Source organism: Acinetobacter sp. ANC 3813, from assembly GCF_002135435.1.
GTDB lineage: Bacteria > Pseudomonadota > Gammaproteobacteria > Pseudomonadales > Moraxellaceae > Acinetobacter.
Window position 1 is genome coordinate 190,222 of the sequence record NZ_NEGK01000002.1, and the last position, 12,735, is coordinate 202,956.

Here is a 12,735-nt window from a genome sequence, read left to right on the forward strand (position 1 = left end):
TATTATGCAGTTCCCTCTAATTTCTTTTTACGTTTAAGCACTTTAGGCAGATGATCAGCTGCAACATAGGCTTGAGATAAGTCCTTCACAGCTGTTTCCTGTCCGTTTTGCATACGGCGCATCAGCTGCTGATTCTTTGCATACACAACATCAGAAGATGCACATGCGCGCTCAAAAGCATTGCGAAATGCATGAATTGCAAGCTTAGGAATCATGTCATCCTCATACTTGCCTGCTTTGATCACTGCTGTAAAAGCTGTCATTCAACAACTCCTGAACGTAAAACACATGGTGTTAAGGCTATCTTAGCATACTGGCTTAATTTGTCTATTTCTTCGGCGATATAGACCTGAATCAATAGCACGGACTAGAAATTGAATTTTACAGATCTCTGCATAAGTACAGACATCTAATCAGCAGCCTCTATTTTAATATATAGAGGGACAATACAAAATGTAAGTGCTAAATCCTGACATAAAAAAAGCCACTTTTCAGTGGCTATTAAACAACGACATCAACATGATGTATCAAAGAAGAAAGCCTCAGTCAGGGATACCAGGCTTTACCTCTTTAATATCTTTATTATAGTGTGATGCATTTATCAATAAAAACCAATTCTTTATCATTTCCTGACAATATCTATTGCCAAATTTACTGAACAGGCTTTTTTCCTGCGCAGAAGCCTGATGCCGTCATGCCAGAATCTCCCAAACTCGATTTTTGCCGATCTAGAAAATTTTGAGAAGCCATAAGCATGACTGATGCCATCTCTAAACTTAGATTTTCTTTAGACAAAGAGGCAATTTGCTCATAAGCATTTAAACGCTCACACAGCGCTTGGCTTTGCTGTTTTGCATCGGCCTGACGGTCTGGCTGGTCTAAAATAGCTTTAGTCTGCTGAATGATCTGCATATGCTGCTGAATCTTCTGATCGTAGGCTTGCTGTGTCAAAACTTCCGCATGACTCAAGCTAGCAGTACACAGCAGACATCCGGCAAGCTTAAGCTTCATCGCCTTCTTTCCATACGTCTTCATAATCATCTGCATCAATCATAAAGCGGTAACCCGTATCTAAAGCTAAATATGGGAGCGCATCTGGAAATTCTTTTTCCAGTTCTTTGACACTGATAATTTCAAAGAACTCTTCGCCATCACCCAGTTCCCCGCCATAAATGAACCATGACACTTTATTTTCGTCTGGAAGCTTACGCAAACCTACAATCGGTTCTTTCTTCAAAGTATGCAATGCAATAGCAACAACATCGGTTTCTTTTACAGGCAGATATGCAGAGCCAAATTCTTCACATACCAATTTCTGTTCTTCAATCAGCTCTTTGTCCATAATTCTCAGGCATTCATCAGTTTTTGATGCTCTCATTGTATCCGATCAATCTCATAGATGGTTATTTTCGCTATGCAAATCGGATTTTTTCTTTAACGCCGTTCATCATTATCTAAAACAGTAGCGGCTAAAACACTTTATTCAACACTCAGATTCTGTTAAATTTTGAAATAGTAACATTTTCAAAATTCACACCAACATCGCAGAGCAGTGAATGAACGAGCAAGTACAGGAAAACCGCGGCGGCAAGCGCATCAATGCAGGACGCAAAGCGAAATATCAGGAGAAAACGGTTGTCATGCGCGTACCAGAATCTAAAGTCATTGCAATTAAAGAATGGCTGAAGCCTATACCTGCCGATGACCGCAGCCATGATGTTGAATTGACACCCATTGAATTCCGTAAGGCGCTGCAGATCCCATCCCCTTTGGAATCTGTTGCCGCAGGCTTTCCATCTCCTGCACAAGATTATGCTGAAGAATCCATTGATCTAAACGAATATCTGGTTCATAACCCTGCGACGACTTTTGTGCTGCGGGTCAATTCGTTTTCGATGAAAAATGCAGGAATTGATGCCGAAGACAAAATCTTAATTGATCGCAGCTTAGCGGCAGAACATGGCGATATTGTCCTGGCCTTAATTAATAATGAATTTACTGTTAAACGACTAATCAAAGAAAAACGAGAAGATGGCACAGAAGACATTTGGCTAAAAGCAGAAAACCCTGAATACCCAGATATCCATTTTCAAAGTGAGGAGCAGTTTCTGGTCTGGGGCGTTGTCACTTGTGTGTTAAAGAAACTGCGCTAACGCGCTATTTAAGTTTTACCCATAAAAAAGCGCCAGAAATCTAGCGCTTTTTGATCATTGCATTAGGCCATCATGCCCAATCAACTCATTTATAGACTTCTTTAAATTGCTGATACAGCGATGATTCTTTACCATCTTTCACCACATAACGGGTAATCACGCCTTTATTGGTTTCTAGGCTCATGGTAATGCCTAAGTTCTCTTTGCTACCAGACGACAGCTCCGCCATCAATTTAACTGGCACAGCCACCATTGCTCGTGAGCGATACATTCCCAATATCACTTCTTGCTGTGTTGCTGCTGAAGGATTAAAGCTCAGTGTTTTCTGACCATTGCTAAAGTTAACTCGGTTAATCTCATAATAAGTATTTACGCTGTTTAAGCTAATTTTCATATCCAAAAGATCTTTCTTCTGCTCATTCCAGCTGACTAAAACCGTTGGGCATACTTCATTGGCTTCACATAGCAATAAACCGCGCGTTCCAATACTGTCACCCTCTGGAAGCGCCGCACAGCCAGAAATCAACAAGGTGCCAAGCATCAAACCCATAATTTTTTTCATATTACCCTCATTATAATTGAAGCGTATAAAACCATTTTGTTCCAAGAACTGCTCCTAACAAGAAAGTACTACAGCTTGATCAAAAGACAAATGATTAATTCATTCAAAAAAATCGTTCAAGGCTGGATTGATCATAAGCAGGTTTACATTTTTAAGTTCTAAATACCTTTTATCTGAATGTCTCAGACTCTATTTGATCTGCATTAAAATTCAATTTATGCTTATTTTGATTATGTAACTTATTCAAAAAAAGCTTTGCCATGCCCGAAGAAATTTTTGCCCTGATTGATATCAACAATTGCTATGTGAGCTGCGAACGTGTGTTTAACCCATCTCTCAACGGCAAACCCGTCGTAGTCTTATCCAATAACGATGGCTGTGTCGTTTCACGCAGCAATGAAGCCAAAGCGCTTAAAATCGGCATGGCTGTGCCTTGGCATGAAGTTAAAAAAGAAGCTTTACGAGCCGGCGTGCAAGTATTTTCCAGTAATTATGCTTTGTATGCGGATATGTCCCGCCGTTTCTTTATGATTTTAGAGCAGCACTTCAACCCTGATGATCTGGAACCCTATTCTATTGATGAATGCTTTATTCGCTTAAGCAGTTATAACGGCTTATTTAATTTAGAAGATTACTGCCGTGACTTGATCAAAACCATTCAGCAAGGTTTAGGCCTTCCATGCTGTTTAGGCATAGGCCACAGTAAGACCCAAGCCAAACTGGCCAATCATTTTGCAAAGTCGCACCATGGCTTTAAAGGCCTATGCAACCTCACAGCTATGGATTTTTGCAGTATTGAAAGCTTAATGATGGAAACACCCGTTTCAGAAGTTTGGGGAATTGGCCGTAAAATCAGCAAAAAGTTAGATAGTTACAACATCCGCAGCAGCTATGATTTAACTTTTGCCAATGAACACCATCTTGCAAAGCAGTTCTCGGTTCTCATTGCCCGCACCATTCGTGAGCTAAAAGGTCAATCCTGCATAGCCTTAGATGATCCGGATATACCCTCTAAGCAAATCCTATCTTCCCGCAGTTTCGCTCAGCCCTTAACTGACAAGGAGATCATAAAACAAGCTGTCATCTTTCATGTAAACCGCGCGCATGGCCGCTTATCCAAACAGCAGCAGCTTTGCGCAGCGCTGCATGTCTCCCTCTATGAGAAGATTCCTTATCCACCCTATAAAAAGAGTATTTCACATGCGGTAGGCCTCGAATATGCAACAGATGACCTGCTTAGCCTTAACCATGCATGCTTGCACCAAATTGATGTTTTATTTAAAGAAAATATACAATACGTCAAAGTTTCCGTGATGTTCAGCGCACTGCATGAAAAGAAAACACATACTTATGACTTATGGCAGCCTTTAGCCAAAATTCAGCAGCGTGACCAGCTGATGCACACCCTAAGCAAAATGAAAATCAGATATGGCGCAGACTGTATTCAGACAGGTTATTCATCTGCAGAGCAGACATGGAAAATGAAGCAGGAACACCGCTCCCCGCGCTATACCACCTGCTGGAAAGAGCTTCTCAGCGTAGGCTGAAGCACGTCAGTTACATAAATGATATGAATAGTTTTCGCCAATTCAGTTTAAAATCTTAACGCTTAAATCATTCTAAAAAATGTAATCTTTTAACATTGCCAATTCTTTGCAAAGTTCGCATTATACTGTTCAATTCTGGCACATGCTTTTCACGTCAATTCAAAGAAATTATAAAATAAATGTGGAATTTCATGCCATAATAGGCAAACTTTGCAGACATCTTGCAAAGATTTTTTGCAACTTTTAATTGGAGCAAGCTGAATGAGTTCGACCATCTTGGTCATTCATGGACCGAATCTAAATTTGCTGGGACAGCGAGAACCGGAAGTTTATGGCTACCTCACCCTTGAGGATATAAATCAGCAGCTCATTACACAAGCGCAAAATGCATCAATTTCACTAGACGCTTTCCAAAGCAACTGGGAAGGTGCCATTGTCGACCGTATTCATCAAGCGCAGCAAGAAGGCGTACAGTTCATCATTATTAACCCTGCAGCACTGACACATACCTCTGTTGCAGTACGTGATGCCCTTCTTGGCGTTGCCATTCCGTTTATTGAAGTTCATTTATCAAATGTGCATGCGCGTGAAGCATTCCGCCATCATTCATATTTATCGGATAAAGCCGTTGGCGTAATTTGCGGTTTAGGTGCAAAAGGCTACTCCGCCGCACTTGACTACGCTATCGAAAAAATCCAGCCCTCTTTACAATCTTAAAACTAGGAATACTGTCTCATGGATATCCGTAAAATCAAGAAACTCATCGACCTGATGATTGAATCTGACTTACAGGCGATAGAAGTTAAAGAAGGCGATCAATCGATTGCATTAACTCGTCGCAGTCCAGTAGTTGCAGCAGCTGTTCCAGCAATGCCTGCACCATCAGCAGCTCCAGCGGCGGCTGCAAAATCACCGCGCGGCGCAGTAGAAACTTCACCAATGGTTGGTGTGTTCTATGCAGCTCCAAGCCCAGGTGAAGCGCCATTCCTTAAAGTAGGTCAAACTGTTTCTGCAGGTGAAACACTAGGCATTATCGAAGCAATGAAAATCATGAACCCAATTGAAGCAACTCAAAGCGGTGTGATTGAAGAAATTTTAGTGAAAAATGGTGAAGTAATCCAATTCGGTCAACCATTGTTCCGCTACCGCGCCTAAGACCTCGGGGAAAAATAATGTTGCAGAAAGTTTTAATTGCAAACCGTGGTGAAATTGCATTGCGCATCACACGGGCGTGCAAAACTTTAGGAATTAAAACCGTAGGGATTTATTCCGATGCAGATAAAGATCTAATGCATTTACGCTTCTGTGATGAAGCGGTATGTATCGGTCCGGGCGCAAGCAGCGAAAGCTACCTGAATATTCCTGCAATTATTACTGCAGCGGAAATTACAGGCGCAGACGCAATTCACCCTGGCTATGGCTTTTTATCTGAAAACGCAGAATTTGCTGAAATTGTAGAAAATTCAGGCTTTATCTTTATTGGCCCGCGTCCAGAACATATCCGCCTAATGGGGAACAAAGTTTCCGCCATTATTGCCATGAAAAAATCAGGTGTACCAACCGTTCCCGGCTGTGACCATGCTGTAACCATTCACAATGCCTTAGCTGAAGCAAAAGAAATCGGCTTCCCGCTCATTGTAAAAGCAGCATCTGGCGGCGGCGGACGCGGCATGCGTATTGTTGAACGTGTAGATACACTGCTTGAATCAGTACAGGCTGCGCAGCGTGACGCTGAGATGTGGTTTGGCGATGATACAGTCTATATGGAACGTTTCCTGCAAAAGCCTCGCCACGTAGAAGTACAAGTGCTTGGTGATGGCAACGGCCACGCAATTCATCTTTATGACCGCGATTGTTCTTTACAGCGCCGCCATCAAAAAGTATTGGAAGAAGCGCCAGCGCCAGACTTACCAGAACAAGCGCGTGCTGATATTTTGGAAGCCTGTGTAAATGCATGTAAATTAATGCAATACCGCGGTGCGGGTACATTTGAATTTCTATTTGAGGAAGGCGAATTCTTCTTTATTGAAATGAATACCCGTGTTCAAGTTGAACATCCTGTAACCGAAATGGTGACAGGTATCGATATTATTGAACAGCAGCTTCTTATTGCAGGCGGTTTGGGCTTAAATATTCAGCAAGAAGATGTAGTCTGTAAAGGCCATGCGATTGAATGCCGTATTAACGCAGAAGATCCAACAACCTTTATGCCATCTCCAGGCAAAATTGAGCACTTTTATGCACCAGGCGGTGCAGGCATCCGCTTAGACTCTCATATTTATCAAGGCTACAGCATTCCGCCGTACTACGATTCTATGATTGCAAAATTGATCGCTCACGGTAAAGACCGCGACACCTCAATTGCGCGTATGAAGCAAGCATTGGAAGAAATGATCCTGACAGGCATTAAAACCAATATTCCGTTGCATAAAGATTTAATTTTAGAAGACAAAAAATTCACCAAGCATGCAATGGACATCCATTATCTGGAAAAACATTTGCTGAAGCAGCTTGAAGCTCAAGCAGACAAAGCTTAAGTCTGAATGAATAAAAAAACCGCTCAATGAGCGGTTTTTTTATTACAGAATTTAAAAATCTTAAGGTAAAACACGGCGCAGCGTTGCAAAGCACTGTTCGCCTTTTTCATTGGCGCAGAAATTAATCGTGCTGGCATTTTTCCATTGCACAAAATACTGAGAAATCTCACCTGCCTGATCTGATTTATTGCCAGAACAGTCCACTTCGTTATTATCGTATTTTACCTGCAGAATGAGCGCTGGAATTTGGCTGTCCAAGTCTTGCGCAGGCTGATAATCATACATACCGGAAGACCATTCGGAACCGCTTTTGATTACAACATCATTGTTGCTCTTAAAATTATAATATTCGACGCACTTACGGTTGTTTGGAATTTCCATCCCCCACAATCCTACAATCTCAGGACGCGTAATTACGCGGAAACTATTTACAGCACTCGCTTGGCTCTGTTCTTCAGCGTTTTGAGCCTGCACTAATTTATTATTGTCTGCCGCAATTGCATTTGAAGCAAATAACATAATTAAAACAGTAAGATATGTTTTTTTCATACGTTTATTCAGTCATATAAACCATGGACTATAAATTACCACATTTTTTTATAAAACATCCATTTATCACCATTTTATAACAATCATTTTGGTGCAAAATTGAATGCAGAACCTTATTATAAACAATCACACATTAATGTGAATCAAGTCACACTATTTATGAATTAACAGCATAAAAATGCATTATATCGAGTAAAATACTCACCACATTAAACTTTAGTCTATAATTTAAACAAAAATTAACCCGTTAATTTAAAAGTCAGGACTTATTTTGCTGCGAACTTCAGAATATTCATCAGTACCTATGATTCAGCACTGTAAAGCTTTGCTCATCATTGGAGGCATTGTTTTCCTCTGCTGCCTACTGGGGATATTAACGCGCCCACTTTCATTCCTCGCCTTTTTTTGGCCTGCAAATGCAGCATTATTGGCAATATTTTTACGCTATCCGAAACTCAATAATTTGGGCGGCTGGATGGGTGCGTTTAGCGCTTTTATTGCAGCAGATTTGCTTACAGGCAATTATGTAGAACTGACATTTTTTCTGACCCTAGCAAACTGCATAACCGTTTTTACTTCTTTATTTTTTATTCAATACTTCAACATCAATTACCGTAATTACAATAAAGGTTTTACATTCCTTCATTTATTTGCAATTTTTGCATTTGCTGGCTGTTTAGCAGGCGCTGCCTTTGCGGTATTTACTATCCCGCATGTACCCAATACCTTTATGTCAGCAGACCGCCTCTGGGTGGATTTTGGCATGTGGTGGACTGGTGATTTACTCAATTCTATTTTGGTCATCCCCTTAATTTTATCGATGCCGACATGGGATAAATTGAAATATGCCATCACTGACCGTAGGCACAAACAGTATCCGATCAGCCATATCTATCCATTGATTGCGATTTTTTTGTGTGTCCTCATGACATACTTTCTTTCAGGGCCTGGCGCGCTGCTTTATCCGCTCGCGGCATTAATATGGGCAGCGCTAACTTACAGCCTATTTTCCGTTGCGCTAATCAATTTTGCAGTGCTTCTGGCAACCTATCACAGCTTGAACCAGTTCTATCTGGCTGAATCGTCTAATGCATATCTATCAACGGCTATTTCGGTACGTATTGGCCTCTGTATGCTGAGCTTAGCACCGCTCATTCTGTGCATTATCAGTCAAAACCGCCAAGCCCTTTATAAGCAAGTTTTATATTTGGCCAACCATGACAGCCTCACCCGTGCAATGACACGGCGTTATTTCTTTCAGCAAAGTGAGTTGCTTCTGCAGCATGCCAAACAGCAACCGTTTTCTATCATCATGCTGGATATAGACCATTTCAAAAAACTGAATGACCAGTATGGACATTATGCAGGCGATTTAGTTTTGCAGCATTTTGCGCGAACCGTACAGCATAATTTGCGCAATCAGGATTTATTTGCCCGGATTGGCGGCGAAGAGTTTGTTATTTTTTTAAAAGATGTTATCCCAGAGGAAGCTTTTAATATTGCTGAGCGTATCCGTAAGATTACTGAACATTCACCAGTAAGCATTTACAGCAAAGAACCGCTGAATATTACGGTCAGCATTGGCATTACACATCACAACATGACTGAGCAGAATACAACCTTGCAAAACCTAATTAACTTTGCAGACTTTGCGCTTTACAAAGCCAAAGAGCAAGGCCGAAACCAAGTTGCGTCATACAATTAATTCAGCAGCTCTGTATTACTTTTCAGCAGAACTTTGCACACTCTTTGGCAGGCCGGCAATAAAACACAGTCCCACCAATGTAGATGCGCCTGCCAGCATAAAGATCACTTGTCCTGAAAGCTGCTCCCAATAGTGCCCCGCAAACAAACTCCCCGCTGCCACTCCCAGCCCCCACATGGTGCTATACAGAGCTTGTCCGCGGCCTTGCTGTCCTGCAGAGAAATTATCAAATACAATCCGCATAGCAATCATATGAAATAATCCAAAACTGAAAGCATGAATGGTTTGAGCAAAGAGTTGCAAAACAAACTCATGAGGATATAAACCGACAATCACCCAGCGCAGACCAGTCAAAAGCAGGCAACTGCACACTAAAATACGCCAAGAAAAACGTGTAAGTAACCAGCCCGCCCATGCAAACATAACAATTTCAGCAATCACGCCTACAGACCACAACAAGCCGATTTGCCCTGTAGAATAGCCAATTTGATGTAAATAATTGCTGTAGAAACTATAAAAAGGCGCATGTGAAAACAGCAAGACAAATTCAATCAAAAAAAAGCACGCCACTGCTGGGCGTTTTAAAATAGGCCATAAAGGCTGCATTTTCTTTTGTGATTGAGGTGCCGAACTCGGTTCTTTTATGGTAAATGACCAAATAAAAGCTAAGGCGGCAATACAGAGAAGCAGTAAAGGCAACATAGAGATCGAAATCACCTCCAGCAAAGCCCCAATACAAAATACGCCTGAGATGAACCCGATAGAACCCCATTTTCGAACTTTACCGTACAGCTGCTGACGTTTCTCTCCTAGCCAAAATAAAGTTACGCCTTCAAATTGCGCAAGAATCGCATTTTGGAAGAAGCTGAAAATCAGCATCAATAAAGCAATGGACTGGAAGTTATTGGGTACAATGAAAATTAATAGCCAAATACAGCATTCCATCCATGTTGCTATACGCACCAGCAACATGCGTTTGCCAGATTTGTCTGCAATCCAGCCCCAAATAAATGGCGCAAAAAAACGCGTGATAATGGCAATAGAAGACAGCACACCAATTTCTTGATAATGGAAGCCTTGATCTTCTAAATACAGATTCCAAAACGGCATGAATGTGCCAACTATGGCATAGTAGAAAAAGTAGAATCCACCGAGTTTGTGCTGGACTGGAATGCCTTTCATATAGCCATATTGCCTTTTAATAACAACACCTTATGAACTTTTTAAAGTTATATAGGAATGCGGTAAATTGGATTAGTTAGTAGTGATAAAGTATACAAATTTATTTTAATTAAATTATTTCAAGATTTGTATCCTTTCATCAAAATATTAAAGATATTTATTATTTCGTTTATTAAACAATATTTTATTTTTAACTAAAAAACTCTCATATTTTAATAAAAAACCGCCCGAAGGCGGTCTTTTTCTAATCTCTATTGACTCTTGGTACGAACCAAGTTTAAGAAGTGCAAATGTCGTTCATACTGATCAATTACATCTTGCAATATATCTTCTTGCGTCCATTCGATGATGTCATAATTTTGACCACCTTCCCTCAAAAATACTTCAGCTTGATAGTCTTGCGTGATTACTTCTGAATCCATCATAAAGCTTGGTGTATTTTTTTCTTGGACAACCACTTGGTAGATAAAGTTAATCTCATCTTGATGGTTCACACGTAGCTGTAGGCCATCATCAATCGAGTTTACCGTTACATCCAAATGACGACGTTTAAACTCTTTCTGCAGATTTGAAAAAGCCTGGCTTACCGTCAGCTCAATATACCGTTCTACTTCTTCACGAGTATGCGGGTAATGCATAATCAATCCTAAACGCTGCTGCCAACTTCTTGGATTGTGAATTGCTCTAGGCGTAATACGTGCATCCTGTAATGCTTGCATTTTGGTTGCATCTAAATGCAGGGCCTTTAACAAGCCCCAGCAAATTAGTAACATCACGAAGGTAAAAGGCAACGCGCTCAGCATTGTTGCAGATTGCAATGCACTTAATCCGCCTGCAAATAACAATACTATCGCGAGTACAGCCATTAGAATTGTCCAAAATAGTCTTTGCCATGTTGGAGAGTTCTCAGATTTTGCTGTTAGGTAATCTGTTACTAAGGCACCAGAGTCTGCAGATGTCACAAAAAACAGCATGACCAGTATTGTCGCAATGAAACTCATAACACCTGAAAACGGCAAGGTGCTTAAATATTCAAATAGCGCAACTGATGAGTCTCGTTGCACTGCAGAAATTAACGAGGTATTTGCTTCGTTTAAAATGCTATACAGTGCAGCGTTACCCATAACTCCCATCCAGATCAGAGTAAAGCCTGTTGGAATAAGTAAAACGCCCACAATAAATTCACGAATAGTACGGCCTTCAGAAACACGCGCAATAAACATGCCTACAAATGGCGACCAGGAAATCCACCATGCCCAATACATAATTGTCCAGCCGCCAATCCAGCCATCAGATTGATAGGCATATAAATTAAAGGTCATATTGAACAAATTTGAAATGTATTGCCCTGTGTTTTGTATGGTCGTTTGTAGTATAAAAATGGTTGAACTAGCAAAAAATACAAATAATAGCAGCACTAAAGCTAAGCCCAGATTAATCTCTGATAAGCGTTTAATGCCTTTGTCTAAACCCATAAATACAGACAAGGAAGCCATGCTTGTCACAATGACAATGAGTATGAGCTGAGTGGTTGTTGAATACTCAATACCAAACAGATAGTTCAGACCTGAGTTAATCTGGGTGACGCCAAAACCTAATGTCGTCGCAACACCAAATACCGTTCCGATAGTAGCAAACGTATCGACACCATCACCGATTGGCCCATAGATTTTCTTTCCAATTAATGGATATAAAGCTGAGCGAATTTTTAGAGGTAAATTATGTCTATAGGCAAAGTAAGCCAACGCTAGGCCAACAATTGTATAGATCGCCCAAGCATGCAGCCCCCAGTGGAAAAATGTCACCCGCATGGCTTGTTGTGCAGATTGGATTGTTTCAGGTTCACCCGTTGGTGGTGAAACGTAGTGCATTACTGGCTCTGCAACGCCAAAGAACATCAAACCAATACCCATGCCTGCAGTAAATAGCATAGCGAACCAGGAACTATTACTATATTTAGGCTGGCTATGGTCTAAGCCGAGCTTAATTTTACCCATACTAGAACAGGCAATATAAATAAGTACAATCAAAAAGATTGCCACTGACAGGACATAGAACCAACTAAATGAGTCTGTAACCCATTGATTCAGCTGTTTGGTTACTAGGTCAAAAGCATTTGGAGCTAAAAATACTATGGCGATAAAAATACCAATAATAACAACAGTGCTAATAAATACATTTGGATTCACATTGGAATACCATGACGGTTTCAATGAAGACATACCTTCCCTATTCCGTTTTATTTGTAAGACAGATCTAAATTGATCAAAGAGATATCCGCAAGATGCGGAAAGAAACAGGCTTGTTAAGATGAGTGTTGGCGCTTTAGTTTTGCTTGATGCAATAAATATTCATGTGCATAAATTGGAAAATTAAAGGCTAACTCGATCAAAGCCACTGTTTAGAATACGCACATGTTATCATATTTTTAGATACTCAACTTAAGATTAAGCAGTAAAACAAATTAAGCCTATTTTTTCATTATTACAATTTTCAATTA

The 12,735-nt window shown here is 40.6% G+C and carries 13 protein-coding genes; 6 read left to right on the forward strand and 7 right to left on the reverse strand.

The window, feature by feature from the left end; translation table 11 throughout:
- Nucleotides 1-2: 2 nt before the first annotated feature.
- From B9T34_RS03685 to B9T34_RS03695, 3 genes are all read right to left on the reverse strand, one after another.
- Complete coding sequence (locus B9T34_RS03685; protein ID WP_086211823.1) at nt 3-263, reverse strand: hypothetical protein; 261 nt, start codon at nt 261-263, stop codon at nt 3-5.
- A gap of 388 nt (nt 264-651) precedes the next feature.
- Complete coding sequence (locus B9T34_RS03690; protein WP_086211824.1) at nt 652-1,011, reverse strand: hypothetical protein; 360 nt, start codon at nt 1,009-1,011, stop codon at nt 652-654.
- Complete coding sequence (locus B9T34_RS03695) at nt 1,001-1,342, reverse strand: hypothetical protein (protein WP_086211825.1); 342 nt, start codon at nt 1,340-1,342, stop codon at nt 1,001-1,003. The genes B9T34_RS03690 and B9T34_RS03695 overlap by 11 nt, the downstream gene beginning before the upstream one ends.
- 214 nt (nt 1,343-1,556) lie before the next feature.
- Here B9T34_RS03695 and B9T34_RS03700 point away from each other — a divergent pair, with 214 nt between their 5' ends.
- The gene (locus B9T34_RS03700; RefSeq protein ID WP_086211826.1) at nt 1,557-2,153 is read left to right on the forward strand and encodes a LexA family protein; all 597 of its coding nucleotides are present in this window, start codon (nt 1,557-1,559) and stop codon (nt 2,151-2,153) included.
- Nucleotides 2,154-2,238: 85 nt separating this feature from the next.
- Here B9T34_RS03700 and B9T34_RS03705 read toward each other — a convergent pair whose 3' ends face one another.
- Nucleotides 2,239-2,715, reverse strand: a complete 477-nt coding sequence (locus B9T34_RS03705; RefSeq protein ID WP_086212051.1) for a hypothetical protein — start codon at nt 2,713-2,715, stop codon at nt 2,239-2,241.
- Nucleotides 2,716-2,975: 260 nt separating this feature from the next.
- Between B9T34_RS03705 and B9T34_RS03710 the strand changes: the two genes are divergently transcribed.
- From B9T34_RS03710 to accC, 4 genes are all read left to right on the forward strand, one after another.
- A complete protein-coding gene (locus B9T34_RS03710; protein ID WP_086211827.1) occupies nt 2,976-4,262 on the forward strand; it encodes a Y-family DNA polymerase in 1,287 nt (428 codons plus the stop codon).
- A gap of 261 nt (nt 4,263-4,523) precedes the next feature.
- Nucleotides 4,524-4,979 (forward strand): type II 3-dehydroquinate dehydratase, encoded by a 456-nt coding sequence (gene aroQ, locus B9T34_RS03715; RefSeq protein WP_086211828.1) that lies wholly within the window; start codon nt 4,524-4,526, stop codon nt 4,977-4,979.
- Between the two features lie 18 nt (nt 4,980-4,997).
- The gene (accB, locus tag B9T34_RS03720; protein ID WP_086211829.1) at nt 4,998-5,417 is read left to right on the forward strand and encodes an acetyl-CoA carboxylase biotin carboxyl carrier protein; all 420 of its coding nucleotides are present in this window, start codon (nt 4,998-5,000) and stop codon (nt 5,415-5,417) included.
- A 17-nt stretch (nt 5,418-5,434) separates the two neighbouring features.
- On the forward strand, nt 5,435-6,799 hold the full coding sequence (gene accC / locus B9T34_RS03725) for an acetyl-CoA carboxylase biotin carboxylase subunit (RefSeq protein ID WP_086211830.1): 1,365 nt from the start codon (nt 5,435-5,437) through the stop codon (nt 6,797-6,799).
- A 60-nt stretch (nt 6,800-6,859) separates the two neighbouring features.
- On the opposite strand, the gene B9T34_RS03730 is transcribed toward accC, so the two are convergent.
- A complete protein-coding gene (locus tag B9T34_RS03730; RefSeq protein WP_086211831.1) occupies nt 6,860-7,348 on the reverse strand; it encodes a hypothetical protein in 489 nt (162 codons plus the stop codon).
- A 304-nt stretch (nt 7,349-7,652) separates the two neighbouring features.
- On the opposite strand from B9T34_RS03730, the gene B9T34_RS03735 reads away from it, so the two are divergent.
- Nucleotides 7,653-9,053, forward strand: a complete 1,401-nt coding sequence (locus tag B9T34_RS03735) for a GGDEF domain-containing protein (protein ID WP_086211832.1) — start codon at nt 7,653-7,655, stop codon at nt 9,051-9,053.
- Between the two features lie 15 nt (nt 9,054-9,068).
- Here B9T34_RS03735 and B9T34_RS03740 read toward each other — a convergent pair whose 3' ends face one another.
- Entirely contained in the window at nt 9,069-10,235 is a 1,167-nt protein-coding gene (locus B9T34_RS03740; RefSeq protein ID WP_086211833.1) for an MFS transporter, read from the reverse strand.
- Nucleotides 10,236-10,486: 251 nt separating this feature from the next.
- A complete protein-coding gene (locus tag B9T34_RS03745) occupies nt 10,487-12,457 on the reverse strand; it encodes a BCCT family transporter (protein WP_086211834.1) in 1,971 nt (656 codons plus the stop codon).
- Nucleotides 12,458-12,735 lie beyond the last annotated feature (278 nt).